The sequence below is a fragment of the Collinsella aerofaciens genome, from assembly GCF_028207065.1.
Classification (GTDB): Bacteria; Actinomycetota; Coriobacteriia; order Coriobacteriales; family Coriobacteriaceae; genus Collinsella; species Collinsella aerofaciens_AR.
The window spans coordinates 33,042-55,212 of record NZ_JAQLFP010000013.1 but is presented as its reverse complement, the minus strand read 5'-3'; the positions used below and the strand labels follow the sequence as shown (position 1 = coordinate 55,212).

Below are 22,171 nucleotides of genomic sequence, written 5' to 3'. Positions count from 1 at the left end.
AGGGTCCATGAACACCGAGGAAATCGCGCGCATCGTTGCCGATCAGCGCGCCTATTTTAAGACGCACGCCACGTTTGATGTCGATGCTCGACGCCGCGCCCTCGTGCGCCTGCGCGAGGCGGTGCGGGCACACGAGATCGATATCGCCCATGCGCTCAAGACCGATTTGGGAAAGTCGCATGACGAGGCCTATATGTGCGAGATCGGCACCTCGCTTTCCGAGATTCGTCATCAGATCGCTCACGTGGCTCGATGGAGTCGCCCGCGTCTGCGTCCGTGTGACCTCGCCAACGCCGTGAGTGTGTGCAAGACGCAGGCCGTGCCCTATGGCGTCACACTCATCATGGCTCCGTGGAACTACCCGTTTTTGCTGACGCTCGAGCCACTCGCCGGCGCCCTTGCCGCGGGCAATACCGTGGTCACCAAGCCGAGCGCATATGCTCCGGCATCGAGCGCGGTGCTCAAGCAAATCTGTGAAGAGGCATTTGATCCGTGCCTGGTGACGGTTGTCGAGGGCGGTCGCGCCGAGAACGAAGCACTGCTCGACGAGTGCTGGGACAAGATCTTCTTTACCGGTAGCATTCCGGTCGGCAAGCTCGTCATGGAGCGCGCAAGTAAAAACCTTACGCCCGTGACGCTTGAGCTGGGCGGAAAGAGTCCCTGCATCGTGGATGCGACGGCAAACTTGAAGGTTGCGGCACGGCGTATCGCCTTTGGTAAATGGCTCAACGTGGGGCAGACCTGCGTGGCACCCGACTACCTGCTGGTCGATACGAGCGTGCGCGACGAGCTGCTGGGCCTCATCAAGGAGGAGGTCCGCCGCATGTTTGGCGAGCATCCGCTCGACAATGAGGACTACGGGCATATCGTCAACGCCAAGCATTTTGCGCGCGTGCGCGGGCTGATCGATCCCGATAAGGTCGTGCTTGGAGGTGCCGCGCGCGAGGCTTCGCTCAAGATCGAGCCGACGATTTTGGACGGCGTGACCCCCGATGACGCCGTGATGCAGGAGGAGATCTTCGGTCCCATCTTGCCGGTGCTGACGTTTGAGAGCCTAGACGAGGCCGAAGCGTTTATTACGGATCGTCCGACGCCGCTGGCCCTGTATATCTTTAGCCAGGACTGTGCGGTTCAGCAGCGCTTTGTGCGTTACGTGCCCTTTGGTGGTGGCTGTGTTAATGACACCATTATGCATTTGGCCACGAGCCATATGGGCTTTGGCGGCATGGGGGCGAGCGGTATGGGACAGTACCATGGACGCGAGAGCTTCGATACGTTTAGCCACAAGAAGAGCATCGTGAACAAGGCAACGTGGTTGGACGTGCCATTCCGCTATGCCCCTTATGCAAGCTGGAAGCACAAGTTCGTGCGCATGTTTGTGCATTAGAATCAGATAAGGATGAATTTATGTCCGCACGGGCCCGTAGACTTCTCGATAAGGTCAAACGCTGGTTTATCCGGCCGTTAGAGGAGTTGCCATGTACGAGCCTTCACGTGTTCTTCTGTCGTTTCATATCGCAGGATTTCAATATGCCGACGGCGCTTTGGTCCTAGGCGATCTTAAAGCGGGCGATAAACTGACGCTGTGTGCCGAGCGCGATAATCCCCATGACCCCGAGGCGGTTGCGATCTACTATGGCAAGACCAAACTTGGCTATGTTCCGGGAAACGAGGTCGGCCCGCTGTCCTTGATGATGTATTACGGCCATGAGGACGTATTTGAGGCCCACGTGCAACAGGTTGCTCCCGAGCGCAGCCCGTGGCATCAGGTTCGCGTTGGACTCTACGTGGTGGATGCTCGCTAGTCGGCAATGGGGACTGCCATGTTTGATGACGATGATCTGTTCGATCTGACGGATGACCCGTTTGAGTGGGATATGCTACTTGATGACGATGAGTTGGAGCAGGACCGCAAAAAGCAAAAGGATAAGAACACCCCGGGAAAAGATTCGAATAAAAAGGACAAGCGCCGCCGAGGATTGTTCGGCGGGCTCTTTGGCTAACCGCCGCATCGCTGTGTCTGTATACTTAGCACGAGTTTGATGCGTTGCGAAATGAGGACAGAGACGATGATGTGGTTTACCGCCGACCTGCACCTGGGCGATACGAATATCTTGCACGACATGGATCGGCCGTTTGATTCGGTCGAGGAGATGAACCGCAAGGTCATCGATGCCATCAATGAGTGCGTGGCTGTGGACGACCGCCTCTATATCTTGGGAGACTTTACCTATCGTTTGCCCCTGGCAGAGGCGGTGCGCCTGCGCGAGCGTATCGAATGCAAGAATGTGACGCTCGTCCGTGGTAACCATGACGGCGACTGGGAAAATCCGGACGCGCCGCGCATTTGGGATGAGGTACGCGACTATCTTGAGATTGCGCCCGGCTATGCTCGCGGGCACAGGCTGGTACTGAGCCATTACCCCATGCTCAGCTGGAATGGTAAGGCACGCGGCGCCATTATGCTGCACGGGCATATCCACAGCAGGGGAGACCGCACCAACGCGCGCAACCGCGATCGCGAGCGCCCTATCTTTCGCTATGATGTCGGTCTCGATGCCAACGATTACAAGCCCGTAAGCCGTGATCAAATCCTTGACTTCTTTGGGCTGTAATTCTCGAACCACCACACAAACCACCACAAAGGTGCCTGTCCCCTTTGTGGCGGTTCTGGCGCCGTTGCCATTATGGCGGCGGCGCCTTTTTTGTCCGTGCGGCGCGGTAGAGTGTAGTCGGTTGAAATTTGCGTCCATCGAGGAGCTGCCATGAACGAGATCAAGTGCCCGCATTGCGGCGAAGTTTTTAAGGTCGATGCGTCCGGTTATGCGGATATCGTCAAGCAGGTGCGCGATGCCGAGTTCTCGCGCGACCTGGACGAGCGTGTGAAGGCAGTCCAGCGCGAGGGCGAGCAGGCGTTGGAGCTTGAACGCTCACGCTCGACGGCTGCTTTGCAAAAGGCAGAGTCTCAGCGCGATGCTCAGCTTGTCGAGCAGAAGAACGCCGCAGCTCAACAGCTGGCGCAAGAGCTCGCCAAGCGCGATGCGGAGCTTGCCGAGCTGCACGCTAGGCTCGAGGGCGCTGCCGCAGAGCGCGAGAGCGCAACCCAGCGCGCGGCGGTTGAGGCCCGTGCCGACGCTCAAAAGGAGAATGCCGAGCTCCAGCGCGAAATCGACAACTTGCGTGCGCAGCTGGGGCGCAAGGATGACGAAGCCAAGCTTGCCGAGTCGGCGGCGCGCAATGCTGCTCAAAACGATGTAGCTGCACGAGATGCCCAGATTGCCGAGTTGCAGGCCAAGCTCGCCGCGGCGGACAAGGCCCAGGAGATGGCGCTTGCCGCTGCCGCGGCCGAGTCTCAGCGTGAGCTCGATGCCGCTCGCAGCGAGGCCGAACGCACACTCACAGACTACCGCGCGAAGGTGCAGGAGAAGTTTTCCGCCGCAAAGGCTCAGTCTGAGCAGGAGGCCGAGGGCCTGCGCGCCCAGCTGCGCGAGCAGGAACTGATGGCAAAAATGAACCTATCGGAGGCGGTCGCCGCGGCGGAGCGAGAGCGCGATGAGGCCCGCGCAAAGCTCACGAGCGAGCTGGCGGTGCGCGATTCGCGCGAGGAACAGGCCAGAGCAGCACACGAGCTCGAGCTTGCGCAGGCCAAGCGCGCGAGCGATGACCTGATTCGTTACAAGGATGAAGAGATTGAGCGCCTTAAGGACATGAAGGTTCGCCTGTCTACCAAGATGGTGGGCGAGTCGCTCGAGCAGCATTGCGAGACCGAGTTCAACCGTCTGCGCATGACGGCGTTTCCCAATGCGTACTTCGAGAAAGATAACGATGCGTCCGAGGGCACCAAGGGCGACTTTATTTTCCGCGAATGTGACGCGAGCGGCAACGAGGTCATTTCGATTATGTTCGAGATGAAAAACGAGAACGACGAGACCGCGACCAAGCATAAAAACGAGGACTTCTTTAAGAAACTCGATCACGATCGTCGCCAGAAAGGCTGCGAGTATGCGGTGCTCTGCACCCTGCTGGAGCCTGAGAGTGAGCTCTATAACGCGGGCATCGTCGACGTGAGTTACCGCTATGAGAAGATGTACGTGATCCGCCCGCAGTTCTTCATTCCCATGATTACGCTGCTGCGCAATGCCGCCATGGGTTCGCTGCGCTATAAGCAGGAGCTAGCGGAGTACAAACAGCAGAATATCGATGTCACGAACTTCGAAGCCAAGATGGAAAAGTTCAAGAATGATTTCGGTCGCAACTACGAGATCGCGAGCCGCAAGTTCCAAACGGCGATCGATGAGATCGACAAGACGATTAGCCATCTGCAGAAAACCAAGGAGGCGTTGCTGTCCTCCGAGAACAATCTGCGCCTTGCCAACAAGAAAGCCGACGATCTTACCATTCGCAAGCTCACGTGGGGCAACAAGACCATGAAGGCGGCGTTTGACGAGGCACGCGGGGCTGCGCCAGAGACAAACGATGAGCCAGCCGAGGCGGATTCGTATGAGGTCGAGGATGCCGAGTAGGGGATAGCGTATCGCGCAAAAAGCGGGGCCGCTGGCGATGTTGCCAGCGGCCCCGCTTCGTTTCGCCCCATTGCGCCCGGCTAGTCTTCGAGCAGGTCCTCGATAAAGCCGACACGGTAGTTCTTGAAGATGACCTCGCCGCCGTCTTGCGTGGCATCCAGGTCGACGTCGCCCATGATGCCAAAATCGTGGTCGCCATCCTCGTCGGCAAAGATCTGGTGCACGTGCCATACGTGCGCGGTCTTCTCGTCGGACTCATCGATGGAAAACATTGCGGCACTGCGGGCGTCTCCGTCGGTGAGGATCTCCTCGTGCTGCTCATGGTAGGCATCGAGGGCCTTTTGCCAGCGGATCTCGCTCATGCCCCAGTCGTCGTCGAGTTCGCCCAGGTCGCGAATGTGCTCGCGGGCGGCAAGGGTCACGCGGCGGAAGAGCGCGTTGCGCACCAGCAGGGTGCAGCCACGGCGGTCTTCCACGACTTCATCGATGCCCTGCGGCGGTGCGGCGTCGAGTGCAGCGGGGTTGCCGGCGTTCTCCCACTCGTCCACCAGGCTCGAGTCGACCGAGCGCACCACAAAGCCGAGCCACGAAATGATGTCACGCAGGCGCTCGTCGCGCTTCTCAATGGGCACGGTGCGGTCGAGCGAACGGTAAGCCTCTGCCAGGTAGCGCAGCAGAATGCCCTCGGAGCGGGCGATGCCGAGCTTTTGAATGTAACCCTTAAAATCGCTCGCGCTCTCCAGCATATCGCGCAGAACGCTCTTGGGAGAGAGTTGGTAGTCGTTTGCCCAGGGTACTTCCTGGCAGTACTTGTCAAAAGCGGCGTCGAGCAAATCATCGAGCGGTTTTTCGTACGTGACGTCCTGAATACGCTCCAGACGCTCCTCATACTCGATGCCGTCGGCCTTCATTTCGGCCATAGCGCGATCGCGCGCGGCACGCTCCTGTGCGCGCAATACCTGCTTGGGGTCCTCGAGCGTAGCCTCGACCATCGAGATGAGGTCCATGGTATAGGTCTCGCTCTCGGGGTCGAGCAGCTCCAGCGCGGCAAGCAAAAACGGCGAGAGCGGCTGATCGAGCGCAAAATCCTCGGGCAGGTCGACCGTCAGCGCGTAGTCGATGTCCGGCGCGGCGTCAGCCGGAGCGTCGGGTGCGGGCGGCACCTCGGTGCGCACGACGACGCCGGAGTCGATGAGCGTGGCGAAGATCTCGTCGGCACGAACCTCGAGCTTTGCCTTTTCCTCGGGTGTTTGCAGGCTTGTCTCGATGAGGTCGTGCACGCGGGCGCGAGCGTCGCCGCCCTGCTCGACCACGCTAATCACCATGGAGTGCGTGATGCGCAGGCGCGGCTTGAGTGTCTCGGGCTGCGTCTCGATCAGGCGCTCGAACGTCTGCTTGTTCCAGGTGACAAAGCCCTCGGGGGCCTTCTTCTTTTTAATCTTGCGGAGCTTTTTGGGGTCGTCGCCCGCCTTGGCCATAAGCTTGGCATTCTCGATCTCGTGCTCGGGTGCCTCGGCGATGACCATGCCCTCGGTATCGAAGCCCGAGCGGCCGGCACGACCGGCAATCTGATGGAACTCGCGGGCGCGCAGACGACGCATCTTGTAGCCATCGAACTTGGTGAGCGCGGTGAGCACCACGGTGTGGATGGGCACGTTGATACCGACGCCGAGCGTATCGGTGCCGCAGATGACGGGTAGCAGGCCCTGCTGCGCCAAGCGCTCGACCAGCAGGCGGTAGCGCGGCAACATGCCAGCATGGTGCACGCCGACGCCGCATCCGAGCAAGCGCTTGAGGATTTTGCCGAAGGCCGTCGAGAAGCTCGTGCCCTTGGCCGCCTCCTTGATGGCCTCGCGCTGCTCCTTGCTGGCAATGCCAAAATTGGCGAGCGACTGTGCCGTCGCAAGTGCGGCATCCTGGCTAAAGTGCACGATATAGAGTGGGGCCTCGTCGCGGCGTATGGCGAGCTCGACCGTGCCCTCGAGGGAGGTCGTCACATAGTCGTAACTCAGCGGAACAGGACGCGGGGCGTCGACGACCAAGTCGCAAGCAGCGCCGGTGTGCTCCTCGAGTGAGGCGGCGATGGCAGTGACATCGCCGAGCGTGGCGCTCATGAGCATGAATTGCGTGTGAGGCAGGGTGAGCAGCGGCACCTGCCAGGCCCAACCGCGATCGGGGTCGGCAAAGTAGTGGAACTCGTCCATGGCGACGCAGCCAACATCGGCATCTTCGCCCTCGCGTAGTGCGTCGTTGGCGAGGATTTCTGCCGTACAGCAGATGACGGGCGCCTTGGTGTTGACATGCGTGTCGCCGGTGATCATACCGACGTTATCGCGGCCGAGCACCTGCACAAGGTCGAAAAACTTCTCGCTGACCAGAGCCTTGATGGGGGCCGTGTAATAGCAGCGTTTGCCCTGTGCCATGCCCATAAAGAGCATGCCCAGCGCGACAAGCGACTTGCCCGATCCGGTCGGCGTGCCCAGAATGACGTGATCGCCGGCGGCTAGATCCATGAGGGCCTCTTCCTGGTGGTCCCACAGCTCAATACCGCGATCGCTCGTCCATTCAAAGAAGCGCTCGAAGGCCTGGTCGGGCGTGAGCCACGGTTCGGGCTCGCTGCCGTCCTCGGGCTCCCACCAGGTGGGGGAGAGCGCACCGAGTGAGCCGAATTCGGCTTCGGTTCCCGTGCCGCCCGAGAATGAGCTGGCGGCTCCGGCACCGGAGACGGTGCTGGCGGCGATATCTGTCGTGGTCTGTGCCATGTGTTTGCTTTCTCTCGCGATTGTCCGCCAACTATTATGGCGTAGCGTCGCATCGATGCGTTCGCAGGCAAGAAAATGCAGGAAATGGGCGTTCTGCCCAGCCGTTTAGTGTAGTCGCTAGCCAAGTGAGTAGACTTTTTGCGATATTGCGAGCACATGACTTTTGCGCAAGGGTTCTACCTGCGGTTTTATGTTTCGCTATGCGGGCTGTGCCTGGCTATTGCAAAAAAGTCTACTCACTTAGGTTTGAGGGCCGTTCGCTGGCGCCAATTTGCGCTTGTTTGCCGACGCCGCGACCATCAGAAGCCCCTAGGACTCTTGCGGCAGGCGCTTCTTGCCTTTGCGGGCGCGGTTTCTAAAGTTCTCGACGGCCTCTTCCATGCCCAGAGGTACATAGGTGAGCTCATCGAGGTTTTCGGGCAGGTAGCAGGCAAGGCTTTGCTCCTGCGCGCGGCCCGCCGCGAGCTGTTCATTGCTGGGCTGCGCGCCGGGTGTGGCGCAAATGCCATAGACGACGGCACCCATCTCGCGCGTGCGGCATTCGTACTCGGTCTCGGGATGCTCGGGATGGTCGCGGCGGACGTCGTCGCTTACCCAAAGCGTGTCGTAGCCGGCCGCGGCAAACTGCCCCAGGGCGTAGTCGCGCAATGGCTTACTGTCGGTTCGCAGTGTGACGGTGGCGCCGACTGAAAAGAGCGGGCGGTAGAGCATCAGATGGTCGACATGGACGAGTCGTTTTTTGGCGTACTTGGCCTTGGGCTGCGGCGTGGGAAAGTTAATGGTAATGGCATCGAGCTCGCCTGCGGCAAACAGCTGCGGCAGCGATGCGGCGCCTCGGGGCAGGACGAGTGCGTTGGACAGCTCCTGCTCGCAGATTTTCTGTGCGGCATAGGCGATGCAGATGGGCTCCTGGTCCATACCGATAAAGAGGGTGTTTGGCTCGTGGGCCGCGCGCTCTACAAGGTACGTTCCCTTGCCACAGCCAAGATCCAGGTGAAGGTGTTCGAAGGGCTTGCTGCCAACTGGCGCGCAAGCCTCGCGCCAATCTCCGGCATAGGCCTCGGGGTTCGTCTCAATCGCATCGGCGTAGCGCTCCAGGCGCTCCTCGAGCACAAAGTTCTTAGGCGTGCGAACGTGGACGGCTCCCATGAGGCTCCTTGATCATGAGTATGGAACGCATGGCAGCACGTTCCATCAATGGGTTGAAAAGGGTGGGGCATAGCTTGCCCGAAAGTTGCGGTGCGGCTCGGCGGCAAGTCGCCGATGCCTACAGGCGCTTGAGAATCACGTAACGGTTGAGCTCGCCGCTGCGACCGTCGGCATGGAAGCGCTCAAGCTCGCGCACGGGGACCTCGCCGCTCTTGTAGAATGTGCGCACGCCGCGCACCAGGTCGGTGATCTGCTGATCGTCAAAGTGATGGCAATAGCGGTAGGCGTGGCGGTCGTTTTGCCAGCCAATGAGGTGGTCGCCGGCTTCAAACTGCGCGGAATCGTAACTTTCAAACGGCGGGGTGAGCTCGGCGCGGGCTTCGGCGCGAACGGCCTTGCGCGCCATGCGCTCGTCGTTCATAAACTCCCAAAAGCTGATGGCGATGATGCCGCCTGGGCGCGTCTGGCGCACCAGGGCGTCGAGCACGCGTACGCGGTACTCGCACGACGGCACGTGGTGCATAAAGCCAAAGCAGACCGAGATGTCGGCGAGCGGGGCGTCGAAAAGCACGTCGGGTGTCTCGGCGGGGTTGAGCTTCATGAGGGCATCGAGTACGTCGAGTTCCTGGAAGTGCAGGTTGGGAATGCGCAGGGCGTGACCGTGCGCATCGATAGCCAAATCCTGACACGAGTCAACACCATAGAACTCAAACGGGCAACTGGCATCTGCCGAGGGGTTTGCGCCGTCGACGCCCTTGGCGGAAAGTGCGCCGCCGGCGGCAAAGTTCTCGAATCGCATGTTGCCGCAGGCAAGATCGAAGACGCGGACGGGATGCTCGATCGTGGCGACGTCGAGCTGCTCGAGCGCTATGTCCATGGTGCGTACCCAGCCGGGCCACGGTGCCTGGCGCGTATCGGAGAAGGAGGCGGAGTGCTCGCGATAGAACGTATTGTTGAGCTGAATGAGCGATGAGGCGAAATCGCGGTTCACGGCGCGGAACTCCCTCCGTTGGCGGTGCGGAATAAACAGTACGACCATACTACCGTTAACGCCGCAACGGGGACAACCGAGCTGCGGGTCATTGCTTTGTTTGGACACATTTCCGCAGCTCATATATGCCCGCAACCGCCGGTTGTCAAAAATCTCACTAGAATAGGTGGCATGCTTTTGGCGGTGGCGGATAGATTTTTAACTGTGCAAGGCGCCTTAAGAACAAAAACGGTCCGGCGGCACGGCTGGCATCGCATAGGAGGAACCATGAATGTAGAAACTGCGCAGCGGCTCGCCGACCTTCGTCGCAGCAAGGGTTTTAGCCAAGAAGGGCTGGCGCGAAAGCTGGGGCTGTCGCGCCAGGCGGTCAGTAAATGGGAGCGTGCGGAGAGCTCGCCCGATACCGAGAACCTGATCTCGCTCGCAAAACTCTATGGCGTGAGTTTGGACGAACTCCTTAATCCGAGCGATGAGATCGAGGACGATATCGAGTTTGAGAACGAGGACCGCGCCCGTCAGCGCGAGGCCGAGGCAGCGGAGCGCGCCCGTACCCATGAGGCAGCGGCACTTGCTACCGAGGCGGCAACACAGGCGAGTGATGCCGCCGCCAAGGCGGCGCAAGCGGCAAGCTGGAGCGCGCAGGCCGCCAATGCCGCTACGGCGCAGGTGACGAGTGGCGGCGCAGCTGGCTCGACTCCGGTGAAAGGTCCGTTCCAGTCGTTTCCGTATTGGGCCGTGTGCTGGCTGCTGTTCTTTTTGCTGATGTTCCTGTTTGGTGGCTCCTTTGCCGCGCTGATCTTCTTTACAATCCCCATCTATCACTGGGTGGCGCGTGCGCTCGATGGCGATTGGGCACGCGGGGATATTCAGGTTGGTCCGGCGCCGGAGGCGGCTAAGGCTCAGGATGTTTCCGCTGCGGTTGATACTGACGTGGCTTCCTCGACCGCCGCTGAGCCGAGCGCCAAAGAAGGTGATGAATGATGAAGCTCTCGCATGAGTCCAAGGTCCGCCTGGGCGTCGGTATCGGAGCGTTCGTGCTCATCATCGGGCTTATCTTTGGCACTTCGCGGATATTGTTTCATTTTGATGGCCCGTGGGATCTCGGCGATATTGCATCCGGTTTGTCCGGTATGGACGATGTGGTTGACGGGGACGATTCTTTGGATGGCGGTAACTATTCCGCTCAGTCTCGGCAGCTTTCGAGCGAAACGTTTGATGCCGACTCATTCCAGTCCCTTGACCTGGATGTGACATCGGGTGAGGTTGAGATCAAGTGCGTTTCCGGCGGGCAGGTGCGTGTCATCGAGAGCGGCCGCGTCGCAAAAGGAGTAGCTGCTTACGATGCGGCAACCCAGAATCTGGCCGTGGTTAAGGGTTCTGCGCTCAAGATTCGCCAGTTCGATTGCGATGACGAGCGCGCCATTGACCGCACGGTTACCGTCGAACTGCCGCGCGAAGTTGCCGATAACATGGTGGGCATTACAGCGAATGTAGGATCGGGCGACCTGACGGTCACGGACATTGCGTGTCATGACCTCAACTTGACTTTGGACTCGGGAGACATCGAGTTTGCGGGTACTGTAACCGACACCCTGAATGCCAAGGTAGGTTCGGGCGATGTGACGTTCGAGCTCTACCAGGCCCCCGCGAAGTCTATGGACGTAAGCGTGGACTCGGGCGATGTGGAGATAACGGTTCCGAACTCTACGGGCTTTAAGGCGAGCCTCACCGTGGGCAGCGGTGACTTCGAGAGCGATTTCCTTCCGCTTGGCTACGATGGCGAGACCATATTGAATCTTGAATTCGACAACGGTGATAAGTCTGCCACGTATCGTTTTAAGGTCGGTTCGGGCGACATGTCGTTCGATCCGGAGTGACATGCGGTTTTCGGAGGTCGGTGCATATAGGCATGCTCTTTGATGGAGGCGCCGGGGCCGTGACTGGCTCCGGCGCCTTTGCCTTTACAATGGGGGCATGGAACAGATTATTTTGAACATACTCGAGGCTCTGCGTCGCGGCGAGACCGTGGACGACAAGGCACTCGTCAAGCTGATACATGCTGAGGCGCGCCGTGAGGGCGCCGACAAACGCGATTTGGCCAAGCGCCGCCTGCTGCCGTTTTACCAGCGGGTGAAGCGCGAGGAGCCGGCTCGTTGGGCTGGATGGAATGTCGATGCCGATCTGGAACGCCAACTGCTGCAGGTGCTGCGTATGAAGCCGCGCCGAACGGCCTCGGGCGTGGCGACCATTACCGTCATCACCAAGCCCTGGCCATGCTCGGGCGATTGCCTGTTTTGCCCCAACGATCTGCGCATGCCCAAAAGCTACCTGCACGCCGAGCCGGCGTGCGCCCGTGCAGAGCAAAATTGCTTTGACCCGTATCTGCAGGTGAGCGCCCGTTTGACGGCGCTTTCGCAGATGGGGCATGCGGCCGACAAGATCGAGCTCATCGTGCTCGGCGGTACCTGGAGCGACTATTCGCAAGGGTATCAGGCATGGTTTATGTCGGAGCTCTTCCGTGCGCTCAATGATGATGCGGTGGCGGGCGTGGCGGCAAACCCCATGTTGGCGCGTCCGGGCATCAGCCGTGCCGAGGCGGGGCGTCTGCTCGATGACGCTCCCGCCGATGCCCTGCCGCCTGTGGTAGCAGAGCGCCGCGAGCGCTATCGGGCCGCCGGCATTGCGACAGACGAGGCCGAGCTTGCGAGCGGCGTTACCGACGAGCAGGAGCGTGTGGATGCTGCCGTGGGTGGCTATAACCGTGCAGTGCGTCGCCTGTACGGCTCCGGTACGCCCTGGGGCGAGGTCGCCGAGTGGCAGACGGCGACGATGGAGGAGCTCGAGCGGCAGCAGCGCATCAACGAGACGGCGAAGCATCGCGTGGTCGGGCTCGTTATCGAAACGCGTCCCGATGCTGTAACACCGCAGGCGCTCACGCTCATCCGTCGTCTGGGCTGTACCAAGATTCAGATGGGCATCCAGAGCCTCGACCAGCATCTGCTCGATATCAACGAGCGTCGCATTTCGGTGGCGCAGATCGAGCGCGCGTTTTCGCTTGCGCGCCTGTTTGGCTTTAAGATCCATGCGCATTTTATGCTCAACTTGCTGGGCGCCACGCCCGAGGGTGACAAGCGCGACTACGAGCGCTTTATGACCGAGGGCGCCTTTATGCCCGACGAGGTCAAGGTCTACCCGTGTGCGCTCATCGAGGGTTCGCGCCTGGTGGGCTGTTACGAGCGTGGCGAGTGGCGCCCCTATACCGAGGAAGAGCTGCTCGACGTACTGGCCGATGACATCGTGGTGACGCCGGCGTTCTGCCGCATCAGTCGCATGATCCGCGACTTTAGTTCCGACGACATCATGGTGGGCAACAAGAAACCCAACCTGCGTCAGCTCGTCGAAAATCGCTTGGCCGTTTGGGGTGACGGTGCGACGGTGCGCGAGATTCGCTATCGCGAGATCAGCACGGCGGGTGCCGACTTGGATGAGCTATCTCTTGATGAGGAGGTAGCGTACGAGACGCCGGTGACTTACGAGCGCTTTTTGCAGTGGGTGACGCCGCGGGGCAAGATCGCGGGCTTTTTGCGGTTGTCGCTGCCCGATCGCGCTTTTGTTGCCGCACATGCGGACGAGCTGCCGACGATGCCGGACGAGGCGATGATTCGTGAGGTGCACGTGTATGGCATGGCGGCGCGCGTGGGCGATCAGGGCCAGGCAGCGCAGCACCATGGATTGGGACGTTTGCTCGTGGAGCGTGCGTGCCAGATAGCTCGGGACGCTGGCTATACGTACATCAACGTGATCAGCGCGATCGGTACGCGCGAGTACTATCGCCATCTTGGATTTTATGACCATGGCCTTTATCTGCAAAAGGAGCTCTAGATGAACAAGCCGAGTGTTTCTGCCGGCGTCGTTGCCGGCGTTGCTCTGGGAGCCGCGGCGCTTGGTGCGGCCGCTGTCGCTGTTCGTGCTGCCTGTCTGCAGGTCGCGAGGACCCGCAATGGGCTGGCACGTGTGAAGCGCGTGCACGATGAGGGCGGCGACGAAGTTCGCGTATTGGTGCAAGGCGGCGTCTACCAAAGCGCGAGTTACGTTGGCGAGCGCTGGGCGGAGCCCGTCTTTGCGTACTATCGCGCGTTTGACGACGTGTTTGAGGCCGAGGATGTGATGCGCGACGCTTATGGTCACGGTATCAACCGTATGCTTATGCTAGGTGGCGGCGGGTTTGCCTATCCCAAGTTTGCGCTGATGTCGCACAAGGTCCTGCGCATGGACGTCATCGAGTATGACGGAGAGATAACGCGCTTGGCGCGCCGTTGGTTCTATCTGGATGAACTGGAGCACGCGGTGGGCGATCGCCTGCGGGTGATTACCGCTGAGGCTCGCTCGTATCTGGGTGTGACGAGCGTGGGCCATCGTCGCTACGACGTGGTCGTGAGCGATTGCTTTGGCGGTGCCGAGCCCGTGCGCGAGCTGGCGACCGTTGAGGCGCTGCGCCTGGTGCGGGGCAGCCTGAACCCCGGGGGTATCTACGTGGCCAATATCGTGAGCGCAAACGAGGGGAGCGATGTGACGTTCCTTCGCGACTGCGCTGCCACGGCGCTCGAGGTATTCGTCCACGCCTGGGTGGTCCCATGTGGCGATGCGAAGTTCAGCGGCGAGGAAAACTACCTGCTCATCGCCAGCGACGGCGACTACGCCTTTGCCGAAGCCGTGCCCTTCGACACCGACTTCCTCGGCACCGTCCTTCACGACAAGTAAGTCTCCCCGTCCCAAAAAAGACTGGTCTTAGGCGTGGTCGCGCCAGCCGTGAACGCGCTGCTTCATGCCCTCTATGTCGAGCACGCCTTCGGCAAAGCCCTTGCGCACGAGCTCTTCGGGAACAAACTCGTCGTAGCGGTCAAAGTAAGGCACCTCGCCGGGATAGACGAGCTCGATGGGGTCGAAGTCCTTCTCAGCCTCGGCGGCGAGCACCTCAAAGAACGTCTCCTCATCGGCCTTCATCTTAAACTGCATAAAGTATGGACGCGACGGATCGAGCCCGCGAAGGCCCAGCTCCGCGGCGCATTTAATCTTGAGCATGCGCTCGAGCGCCAAAAAGCCGTAGCTTCCCAACCAGGGGAAGAGCACCCAGGTGTCGCCACCCAGGTTGATGAGCGGCTTAGTTCCCGCGCCCGAAATCTCGGCGGTATGACGAGCCTGCGCCAAGCGAGCCCGTGCGTTACCCATAAGGTACGGATATGCTGCGTGCTCAGTGAGCGCTTGGCGCATGCGCTCGAGCACATGCGTGTTAATGTCGCCGGGGCAGTCGCCAAAGTAGGCCGGCACCCGGCCCTTGACCTGCGTGGCAAAGACAGTGTGGCGCTTCCAGTCCACTTCCTCGACAATCCAGCAGTGTCCGGCGATGGCGATGCGCTCACCGGGCGGTGGGGGATTGACGATCGTGCCCAGCTCGGCCGATTCGCTGCGAACGGTAAACTCCTCGTTTTCCTGGAACACAGCGTAGAACTTAAAGTTGTTGATGATGCGCTCGCCCGCGAGACCCACGATGAGCCCACCGCCCTCGGTGGCCTGGATGTGGTCGATCTTGATGAGGTGGCGCAGCAGAATGCGATAGTCATCGGCTGAGACGCGGTGGAAATAGCTGAGCGTGAGCACACGCTGAGCAAGCTCGGCCGGTGTGAGCTCGCCGGTGCTGGCGAGCGTCGACATGGTCTGGTGATAGAGCAAACTGTAGGGGAGTCGATCGAGCTCGGGCGGCTCGACCCACTTTTCCTCGCGATAGAGTTGTACGAGCGCGATGCCCTGGAGGAGCTTCCACGGAATGGTCTCGGGCATCATCGTGCGCGGCTCGGGTTCCTCCTCGCGCATGACAAACCACATCTCGGGCGGAAGATCGCGGCGTCCCGTGCGTCCCATGCGCTGCAAAAAGGAGCTGACGGTAAACGGTGCATCGATCTGGAACGCGCGCTCCAGGCGACCGATATCAATGCCGAGCTCCAGCGTGGAGGTGGTGACGGTTGTCTGCGCCTGTTCCTCGTCGCGCATGATCTCCTCGGCGGTCTCGCGTAGCGATGCCGAGAGGTTGCCATGATGGATAAGGAAGCGGTCTGGCTCGTGCCGGTTATCACAGTAGCTGCGCAACATGGAGCACACGGCCTCTGCCTCCTCGCGCGAGTTGGCAAAGACCAGACACTTGCGGCCGCGGGTATGTTCAAAGATGTAGCCCATGCCGGGGTCGGCGTTGTCGGGTGCGGTGTCGGTGGGGTTGAGAAGTGCCTGTTCGGTTGCCCGTGGGATGTCGACTTCGCCCTCGGGGGCCGAGGAAGCGCGGCGATCCCTGGAAGTAGCCTTGTCCTGTGCCTGTTCGCGACGCTGGCGGCGCTCCTCCTGCGTGAGTTGTCCGCTGTGACGTCTGTCCTGGGTGCCGGTGGGTAGTGCCGTGGGCGTCGCCGCCTCGATGTGCTCGCACGCAAGCACCTCGGCCTCTTGGGGACCTGCGCTCTCGAATCCTCGCTGCTGCGCCTGGGGACCCGAGTTATAGAAGTGCTCCATGGAGATGCGCCACACGCGGCGCGGTTCCTCAAAACGGGGGATAACGCAGTTGCGCCCCGTTCCCTGTGAGAGAAAGGCACCCGTGCGCTCGGGGTCGCCGATGGTGGCCGAAAGGCCAATTCGGCGGGGCTGCACGCCGGCCATGCGCGAGAGTCGCTCGACAAGGCAGAGCGTCTGCCCGCCACGGTCGCCGCGCATGAGCGAGTGGACCTCGTCGATGACCACGTAGCGCAGGTCGCAAAACATGCGCGGGATCGCCATGTGCTTATGGATCAGGAGCGCCTCGAGTGATTCGGGCGTAATCTGCAAGATGCCGCTCGGTTTTTTGATGAGCTTGGCCTTGTGCGACTGCGAGACATCGCCGTGCCAGTGCCAGACAGGGATATCGGCCTCTTCGCAGAGGTCGTTGAGGCGAACGAACTGGTCGTTGATGAGTGCTTTGAGGGGGCCAATGTAGAGGGCGCCCACGCTCGCGGGCGGGTTCTCCCAAAACTCGGTCAGGATGGGAAAGAAGGCCGCCTCAGTTTTGCCAGATGCCGTGGATGCCGTCAGGAGCACATTGTCTTGCGTGTTGAAGATGGCATCTGCCGCCGCAACCTGGATGGAGCGCAGACTCTCCCAATCGTGGGAGTAGATGAAGTCTTGGATAAACGGGGCATATCGGTCAAAGGCGTTCATGGGACCTCCTCTCAACAACGGGCTGATCAACGCAACGGGCAACGGCTCGATATCTTGCAACATCGGCGTTTGCCCAGATAAAACCTGCCAAAATAAACCTGTCCCTTTTTGGCAGGTTAGATGGTGAACTCGGCGAAGTTGCGGTCGCCGCCTGCGGTGCCGGTGTCGTCTGTTGCGGCTGCCGGCGCCAGCGCGTCGCCACCGACGCTTTGCAGTAACTCGGCCACGTTAGCATCGGGGTTTTGACACAGGATATCGAGCAGTTCGATAAAGTCGCGGATGACCTCGCGGGGCGTCAGATGCGTGTCGGCCCCCACGCGGCCAAACTCAATCTTGAGGAAGTCCACCAAGTCGTTCTCGGTAAGCGTGGGCGTCCAGCCAAAGTAGCCGGCGTGAATTTGCATGAGCTTTTCGATGAGCACCAGCAGCTCCTCGTAGGTGAGCGGCTGCAGGCGGATGATGGGCGCGAGCATGTCTTTGAGATCATCGCGCGCAAAACGGCCCTGAGCGAGACGGCTCCGAAGGGCCTCGTAGGAAAAGACGCCGCGGCGGCGGTCCTCGATAGAGGTCGGCGTGCCGCCCATGATCACGCCCAGGTACTGCGCTTTGCCCTGGAGCGTGTCGTTGTACATGGTCAGGATCTTCTCGTAGTTATATTGGCGCGTGATCGCGTTGGGAATCTTGTATAGATTCACGAGCTCGTCGATGAGCACCAACATGCCCTTGTAGCCGCTGCAGACCAAAAAGCGCGCAATGAGCTTAACGTAGTCGTACCAGTCGTCGTCGCTGATGATGGTCGAGGAGCCTAGCTCGGCGCGCGCCTCGCTCTTGGTGCGGTACTCGCCGCGAATCCATTTGGTCACGCGGCTCATGGCGTCTTCGTCACCCTCCGAGACGGCCGTGCGATAACGGCGGAGCATGCGGACAAAGTCAAAGCCGTGGACCATCTCCTCGAGCGGGGCCAGTTGGGCATTAACGGCAGACTCATCGGCGTCGGCACACGAGGCGACCCAGCGATCCAGGATAAGGTTGAGCGCGCCACCCTCGGGGCGCGTCTTGGTCGATATGTTGCGGATGAGCTCGCGATAGGTGGCGAGGCCCTGGCCCTGGCCGCCCTGTAGACGGCGTTCGGGGGAAAGGTCGGCATCGGCGACCACAAAGCCTTCGCCCATGGCATGCGTTCGGATGGTCTGGAGCAAAAAGCTCTTGCCGGCGCCGTAGCGACCGACTAGAAAACGGAAGCTTGCGCCGCCATCGGCGATGAGGCTCAGGTCGGTGAGCAGAGCACGGATCTCGACCTCTCGCCCCACGGTGATATAGGGAAGGCCAATGCGCGGGACAACGCCGCCCTTGAGCGAGTTGAGAATGACGGCGGCGACGCGCTTGGGCACGCGGGGTGCTGCGGATGCGGTATCACTCATGGTCTAAGTATCCTCTCACGTCTGCTTCGTAGTCCTCGATAATTTGCGGTCCTGCTGGGCCAAATTCAATAACGGTGTCGCCCACCAGGTCAAAGAGCGCTTCGTTGATGCTATCGACGAGCATGTCCTCACTCTTGCCCGACTTTGCCACCGCCGATGCCGTCTGCGCTGCGTTTTGCTCGAGTAGTGCTCGAAGATAGGCGTCTGCGGCGGGGTCGAGTGCGGACGCGGTGTCGGCGGGCGTGGGCGCCGATGCGAGGAGCGGGGCTACGACGCCAAACTGCTCGGTGGAGATGGTCGGCTCGCTAGCCTCGTCCTGCTGCATGGTCGTCGCGACTGGTTCGGCGATCGTGTCGGCCACGGGCTCGGCTTCCCGTCGTTCGGCAACTGCCGCCTCGGCATCCGCAAGCGTGCCGTCCTCGCGCTCCTCGTCGATCAAAAGCGCCTCGCGCGTTTGTGCGGCGGCGCTCCGAATGTGCCCCAGCTGGCTTAGGTCGATATCGATCTTGACGGGCTGATGCGCGGCATCCCATGAAAGCCATGCCGTGATCTCGTCATCGATAATTTTAGCCAGATATTTGGGGATCTTTTCTTCCTTAAGGGGATGGCCGGGATCCAGCGCCAGGCGCAGGCGCTGGTCACAAGCGCGCATCATCTCACCGAGCTTGCTACTTTTTTGTCTGCTGCCGTGGATGCGCATGCATTCCCAAAAGCCATTTTGGCAACGGTAGATGTGAATGGGGTCCAGGCGATATTCGCAGTCCTCGTGGCGCTCGGGAGCAAAGAACACGGCCGAGGCAAACATGGTGTAGGGCATGGCCGTCTCCTCCCCAAACAAGCTCGCTACGATGCCGTTTTTTCGGTGCGTGTCATAGTAGCGCGCCATACGGACATACACGGCGCATGCCACGTGGCGCAGGTCGCGATGGTGGGAACGGTCGAGCCGTGAGCTATTCAGGTTGTATGTCGAGAGTGCGTCGATGGCAGCCATGAGCCGCTCCTCATGTGCCTCATCGGGCGGAAGGGGAAGCGTGGGCCCGGAGGTCTTGCGACGCGCAGGCGGCAGGTCTGACGGCGCCGGCGCGGGTACAAGGTCTCGCGCTGCGCGGCGCAGCTCGATGAGGGCGTTGTCGAATGCGACGGTTTTAGAGTCGCGAAGCAGCTTGGGGTCGAGCTCATGGAACACGGCGTAGTCCTGCAGCCACACGCGTGCGAACCGGTCGATGCCGGGTTCAAAGGCGCGATAGGCATCCCAAAATGCCTTGATCTTGCCATAGCCGTCACGCGGATTGTCGACGCCAATGCCGCAGATCAATTCGTAGAGATACAGAAAGGCAAACGAGGTCGATGTCTCCTCGATATTGCCGCGGCGCACTTGGGCACGCCAGGTAAAGTAGCCGCGCAACTGTCGATCGCTCATGGCATTGTAGGTGGGAAAGTACGACTTAAAGGTGCCGTTGTAGGGGCAATCGTCCTCGAAGTCGGCCATCAGCAGACCTTGGCGGTAGAAAAGTTCGGCTTCCGAAAGCCAACGGCCCGCACCGCCCTTGGGGTCATCCTGCCAGCGCGATATCTCGCGCATTTTACGGTACTGGTCGGGGAGGAAATTCTGCATCTGTCGGCCGGTTTTGAGAATCGGCTCGTCTGCGTAGATTTCGTTTGAGAAGCGGGCGGACTGATGGGTCCGGGCCTCGGCCATAATGCGCTCGATGAGCATCTTGATGTCCTGGTCGGCCACCGCTCCTCCTCTCGAACGCAGCTACGGTGACCTCATATCATAGCACAGCATCAAACAGATGTTCGAGATACCGCTGCGTTGATAGATTTAGAACAGGAGGGCGTAGATGACGGCGATGACGACGGAGGGAAGCATATTGGCCGTGCGGAAGGTCTGAGGACGGATGAGGTTGACGCCGACGCAGAAGATGAGCATGGAGCCTACGAACGAAAGGCTGTTGAGGGCTGCTGTGGTCATGATGGGGGAGAGTGCACCGGCAAACAGCGTGATCGTCCCCTGGAACACGGCGACGGGCAGGGCGGAAAAGATGCAGCCGCGGCCAAGTGAGGCCGTCATGGTGCAGACGATGATGCAGTCCAGTGCGCCCTTGAGGGCAAGCGTTGACCAGTCGCCGAGCAGGCCGTCCTGAATCGATCCCACAATGGCCATGGCGCCGATACACACGGTGAGCGAAGTCGAGACAAAAGCGTTGGTGAACTCGTTATCGCCCTCGCTGCCGGTTTTGCGCTTGAGCCATTCGCCAAGGTTCTCAATGGCGGCTTCCAAGTCGACGGCCTCGCCGATGAGCGAACCGAGCGCAAATGAGACGATGAGCATGGTGGTACCGGTGGTCGACAGCGCCTTTCCATCGATAAGGAGCATCTTTTGCATGGTGCCGCCAAGGCCGATAAACAGGACGCACAGCCCCGACGCTTTCATGAGCGTGTCTTGGATACGCGGTGTGATAAAGCGACCGCCCGCTAATCCCAAAAGACCGCCCGCAACTAAAAGGACAACGTTGATGATTGTTCCCAAGCCCGGCATGAGCCCTCCTGTATTGATGCCAACGTGGCAATCGTAGCAGAATGGAATGCGAGACACATCGCGACTCATCTAATACGTTATATAAGTGGTATTAGCAACGACGCGCAGTATTTAAGCCTCAGGTGGTTGTCGGGACATAGGGATAGTAGTCAAAGCGCAGTGTCATAAGCCGCTGTGGGGATTCAATAGCCGCGGCGATGATATTGGCATCGCGGGTACGATCAACCCCTTCGAGTTCGATCTGATACGAGACGTCTTGCATAATGTCCAGACGTCGCCAGGCTAGGAGTGTGTCGCCATCGAATTCCAAGGTCTTGCCTCCGTCTGGGGCAACGGCGTATAGGCGCAATTTAGCGGTGGTTGCAGGGTCGACAACCGTGACCTTTTTAATTTCGTTTCGAGTATTCTTGGCGCCCAACAAGGTGAGCAGTGTTGGGGCCACGACCTCGCCCGATGGCAAAAAGACGACTTCGATGGATTCAGGAAATGCGATGATGGCCGACTTGCGGACGGGCTGATTGGCGGCGGCAACTTCGATGCTTGCAGCGTCGATGACCTCCGTGTGGTCGAGCGCGGCAAACACGCAGCAGTTACCTTCATCGATTTCTTGAGGATCAGCAAGCCCCAGACTGTCCGCGAGCTCGGGATCGTTTTGATCGGTAGCGGGCTCATTCGGTGCTTCGAAAGAAGCTGGGACGCTGTTTGTCGGCGATGACGTGTCGCCCGCACCCGCTTCCTTGTCCGCACTCTCTTCTTGTATGGTTGCGTTGATGGGTTCGTCGTTTGAGGGGAGCGTCTTGGCGTCAAGCGCGGAGGGGAGAATTCCGATGGCTCCGGATCCGTTCCACTCCATTTCGAGAAGCGCCGGGTCGGCAAGAATGCGTTGCCTGCTTTGCGCGTGGGCATCGATTTCAATAGGGCCTGCCTCTATCCCTCGTGTAAGGCTGAGTGATCCGGCTGGCTTCTCGAAATGAGCGTCTGTATCTTTGGTGCTGGCGGCGTAGAACAGCAGGGACGTTTCTCCCGCCGCGATGGCATCGGTGCCGGCTTTGGCCAGCCGCAACGATGCCGTGAATGAGAGGGTGGGCTGCGTGTCGTCTGCATTCGCGGCGGCGCAGCCCAGACATATACCGCCTCCTTTCTCGAAAAACGCACCGTCAAAGGCGACCTTCGCTCCGTTCGCCGAGTCATCGACCGAAGCGATGTCGATGCGCAGCTCTAAATTGCATGGATCGCCATCTGCATCGAGCACAACCGAGCGCCACGTGCAGACGGCGCACCCCGCCTGGGAGCCGTTTACCTTGTTCGAACGATTGATATCCACGACTATCGAGCCGTCCGTATTACGACGAAGGCATCCCGAGGTTGAGATTGCGGCCTGTGCAATCGAAAAACGCTTACACGCAATGGCGCTCGACGGATTTGGTGCGGAGCTTAGGGCTGCTGGTAAGGAGTCTGCCATGACGGGAGTCGCCCAAGCGGCGACAGGCGTTCCGGTTGCGAGCGCGCCGCAGAGTGCGACGACGGGCAAAAGGTTCTTCGATGCCATG

The 22,171-nt window shown here is 60.3% G+C and carries 17 protein-coding genes; 9 read left to right on the top strand and 8 right to left on the bottom strand.

The genetic code is table 11. From position 1 onward, the window contains the following. The first annotated feature begins 7 nt into the window (after positions 1-7). The 5 genes from PMX72_RS05325 to PMX72_RS05305 all read left to right on the top strand — a co-directional run bounded on the left by PMX72_RS05325 (position 8) and on the right by PMX72_RS05305 (position 4,523). Positions 8-1,387 carry an aldehyde dehydrogenase gene (locus tag PMX72_RS05325; RefSeq protein WP_271729334.1) on the top strand — a complete coding sequence of 460 codons (1,380 nt, stop codon included), beginning with the start codon at positions 8-10 and terminating at the stop codon, positions 1,385-1,387. Between the two features lie 91 nt (positions 1,388-1,478). Continuing rightward, the gene (locus tag PMX72_RS05320) at positions 1,479-1,805 is read left to right on the top strand and encodes an HIRAN domain-containing protein (protein WP_161155165.1); all 327 of its coding nucleotides are present in this window, start codon (positions 1,479-1,481) and stop codon (positions 1,803-1,805) included. 18 nt (positions 1,806-1,823) lie between these two features. After that, on the top strand, positions 1,824-2,003 hold the full coding sequence (locus tag PMX72_RS05315; protein ID WP_117582885.1) for a hypothetical protein: 180 nt from the start codon (positions 1,824-1,826) through the stop codon (positions 2,001-2,003). Positions 2,004-2,069: 66 nt separating this feature from the next. Beyond that, complete coding sequence (locus PMX72_RS05310; protein ID WP_271746181.1) at positions 2,070-2,615, top strand: metallophosphoesterase; 546 nt, start codon at positions 2,070-2,072, stop codon at positions 2,613-2,615. Positions 2,616-2,765: 150 nt separating this feature from the next. Next, the gene (locus tag PMX72_RS05305; protein WP_271729330.1) at positions 2,766-4,523 is read left to right on the top strand and encodes a DUF2130 domain-containing protein; all 1,758 of its coding nucleotides are present in this window, start codon (positions 2,766-2,768) and stop codon (positions 4,521-4,523) included. 80 nt (positions 4,524-4,603) lie between these two features. Here the strand turns inward: PMX72_RS05305 and PMX72_RS05300 are convergent, their stop codons facing one another. The 3 genes from PMX72_RS05300 to PMX72_RS05290 all read right to left on the bottom strand — a co-directional run bounded on the left by PMX72_RS05300 (position 4,604) and on the right by PMX72_RS05290 (position 9,425). Then, positions 4,604-7,285, bottom strand: a complete 2,682-nt coding sequence (locus PMX72_RS05300) for a DEAD/DEAH box helicase (protein WP_271729329.1) — start codon at positions 7,283-7,285, stop codon at positions 4,604-4,606. A gap of 309 nt (positions 7,286-7,594) precedes the next feature. Further along, positions 7,595-8,434 carry a tRNA (guanine(46)-N(7))-methyltransferase TrmB gene (trmB, locus tag PMX72_RS05295; RefSeq protein WP_271729328.1) on the bottom strand — a complete coding sequence of 280 codons (840 nt, stop codon included), beginning with the start codon at positions 8,432-8,434 and terminating at the stop codon, positions 7,595-7,597. Between the two features lie 118 nt (positions 8,435-8,552). Continuing rightward, the gene (locus PMX72_RS05290; RefSeq protein WP_117563514.1) at positions 8,553-9,425 is read right to left on the bottom strand and encodes a methyltransferase domain-containing protein; all 873 of its coding nucleotides are present in this window, start codon (positions 9,423-9,425) and stop codon (positions 8,553-8,555) included. Between the two features lie 267 nt (positions 9,426-9,692). Here PMX72_RS05290 and PMX72_RS05285 point away from each other — a divergent pair, with 267 nt between their 5' ends. From PMX72_RS05285 to PMX72_RS05270, 4 genes are all read left to right on the top strand, one after another. Further along, on the top strand, positions 9,693-10,406 hold the full coding sequence (locus tag PMX72_RS05285; protein WP_271729327.1) for a helix-turn-helix domain-containing protein: 714 nt from the start codon (positions 9,693-9,695) through the stop codon (positions 10,404-10,406). Beyond that, positions 10,406-11,302: a DUF4097 family beta strand repeat-containing protein gene (locus tag PMX72_RS05280; protein ID WP_271729326.1), complete on the top strand. Its 897-nt coding sequence runs from the start codon at positions 10,406-10,408 to the stop codon at positions 11,300-11,302. Before PMX72_RS05285 ends, PMX72_RS05280 begins: the two co-directional genes overlap by 1 nt. Positions 11,303-11,399: 97 nt before the next feature. Then, complete coding sequence (locus PMX72_RS05275; protein WP_271729325.1) at positions 11,400-13,307, top strand: elongator complex protein 3; 1,908 nt, start codon at positions 11,400-11,402, stop codon at positions 13,305-13,307. Next, positions 13,308-14,186, top strand: a complete 879-nt coding sequence (locus PMX72_RS05270) for a spermidine synthase (protein WP_089573329.1) — start codon at positions 13,308-13,310, stop codon at positions 14,184-14,186. It abuts the gene before it with no gap. A 27-nt stretch (positions 14,187-14,213) separates the two neighbouring features. Here PMX72_RS05270 and PMX72_RS05265 read toward each other — a convergent pair whose 3' ends face one another. From PMX72_RS05265 to PMX72_RS05245, 5 genes are all read right to left on the bottom strand, one after another. Then, positions 14,214-16,658 carry a DEAD/DEAH box helicase gene (locus tag PMX72_RS05265; RefSeq protein ID WP_271729324.1) on the bottom strand — a complete coding sequence of 815 codons (2,445 nt, stop codon included), beginning with the start codon at positions 16,656-16,658 and terminating at the stop codon, positions 14,214-14,216. Between the two features lie 116 nt (positions 16,659-16,774). Further along, positions 16,775-18,079, bottom strand: a complete 1,305-nt coding sequence (locus tag PMX72_RS05260; protein ID WP_117736793.1) for an ATP-binding protein — start codon at positions 18,077-18,079, stop codon at positions 16,775-16,777. After that, complete coding sequence (locus tag PMX72_RS05255; RefSeq protein WP_271729323.1) at positions 18,072-19,817, bottom strand: TerB N-terminal domain-containing protein; 1,746 nt, start codon at positions 19,815-19,817, stop codon at positions 18,072-18,074. The genes PMX72_RS05260 and PMX72_RS05255 overlap by 8 nt, the downstream gene beginning before the upstream one ends. A gap of 87 nt (positions 19,818-19,904) precedes the next feature. Beyond that, the gene (locus tag PMX72_RS05250) at positions 19,905-20,621 is read right to left on the bottom strand and encodes a DUF554 domain-containing protein (RefSeq protein WP_271729322.1); all 717 of its coding nucleotides are present in this window, start codon (positions 20,619-20,621) and stop codon (positions 19,905-19,907) included. A 118-nt stretch (positions 20,622-20,739) separates the two neighbouring features. Further along, positions 20,740-22,170, bottom strand: coding sequence for a hypothetical protein (locus PMX72_RS05245; protein WP_271729321.1), 1,431 nt, complete (start codon positions 22,168-22,170; stop codon positions 20,740-20,742). Between the last annotated feature and the right edge of the window lies 1 nt (position 22,171).

Excerpts from the sequence above, each read along its gene's own strand:
- PMX72_RS05265 (WP_271729324.1), bottom strand. The coding sequence starts at position 16,658 with ATGAACGCCTTTGACCGATATGCCCCGTTTATCCAAGACTTCATCTAC.
- PMX72_RS05320 (WP_161155165.1), top strand. The coding sequence starts at position 1,479 with ATGTACGAGCCTTCACGTGTTCTTCTGTCGTTTCATATCGCAGGATTT.
- PMX72_RS05300 (WP_271729329.1), bottom strand. The coding sequence starts at position 7,285 with ATGGCACAGACCACGACAGATATCGCCGCCAGCACCGTCTCCGGTGCC.
- PMX72_RS05305 (WP_271729330.1), top strand. The coding sequence starts at position 2,766 with ATGAACGAGATCAAGTGCCCGCATTGCGGCGAAGTTTTTAAGGTCGAT.
- PMX72_RS05285 (WP_271729327.1), top strand. The coding sequence starts at position 9,693 with ATGAATGTAGAAACTGCGCAGCGGCTCGCCGACCTTCGTCGCAGCAAG.
- PMX72_RS05260 (WP_117736793.1), bottom strand. The coding sequence starts at position 18,079 with ATGAGTGATACCGCATCCGCAGCACCCCGCGTGCCCAAGCGCGTCGCC.
- PMX72_RS05245 (WP_271729321.1), bottom strand. The coding sequence starts at position 22,170 with ATGGCATCGAAGAACCTTTTGCCCGTCGTCGCACTCTGCGGCGCGCTC.
- PMX72_RS05280 (WP_271729326.1), top strand. The coding sequence starts at position 10,406 with ATGAAGCTCTCGCATGAGTCCAAGGTCCGCCTGGGCGTCGGTATCGGA.
- PMX72_RS05310 (WP_271746181.1), top strand. The coding sequence starts at position 2,070 with ATGATGTGGTTTACCGCCGACCTGCACCTGGGCGATACGAATATCTTG.
- PMX72_RS05250 (WP_271729322.1), bottom strand. The coding sequence starts at position 20,621 with ATGCCGGGCTTGGGAACAATCATCAACGTTGTCCTTTTAGTTGCGGGC.
- PMX72_RS05325 (WP_271729334.1), top strand. The coding sequence starts at position 8 with ATGAACACCGAGGAAATCGCGCGCATCGTTGCCGATCAGCGCGCCTAT.
- PMX72_RS05315 (WP_117582885.1), top strand. The coding sequence starts at position 1,824 with ATGTTTGATGACGATGATCTGTTCGATCTGACGGATGACCCGTTTGAG.
- trmB (WP_271729328.1), bottom strand. The coding sequence starts at position 8,434 with ATGGGAGCCGTCCACGTTCGCACGCCTAAGAACTTTGTGCTCGAGGAG.
- PMX72_RS05270 (WP_089573329.1), top strand. The coding sequence starts at position 13,308 with ATGAACAAGCCGAGTGTTTCTGCCGGCGTCGTTGCCGGCGTTGCTCTG.
- PMX72_RS05275 (WP_271729325.1), top strand. The coding sequence starts at position 11,400 with ATGGAACAGATTATTTTGAACATACTCGAGGCTCTGCGTCGCGGCGAG.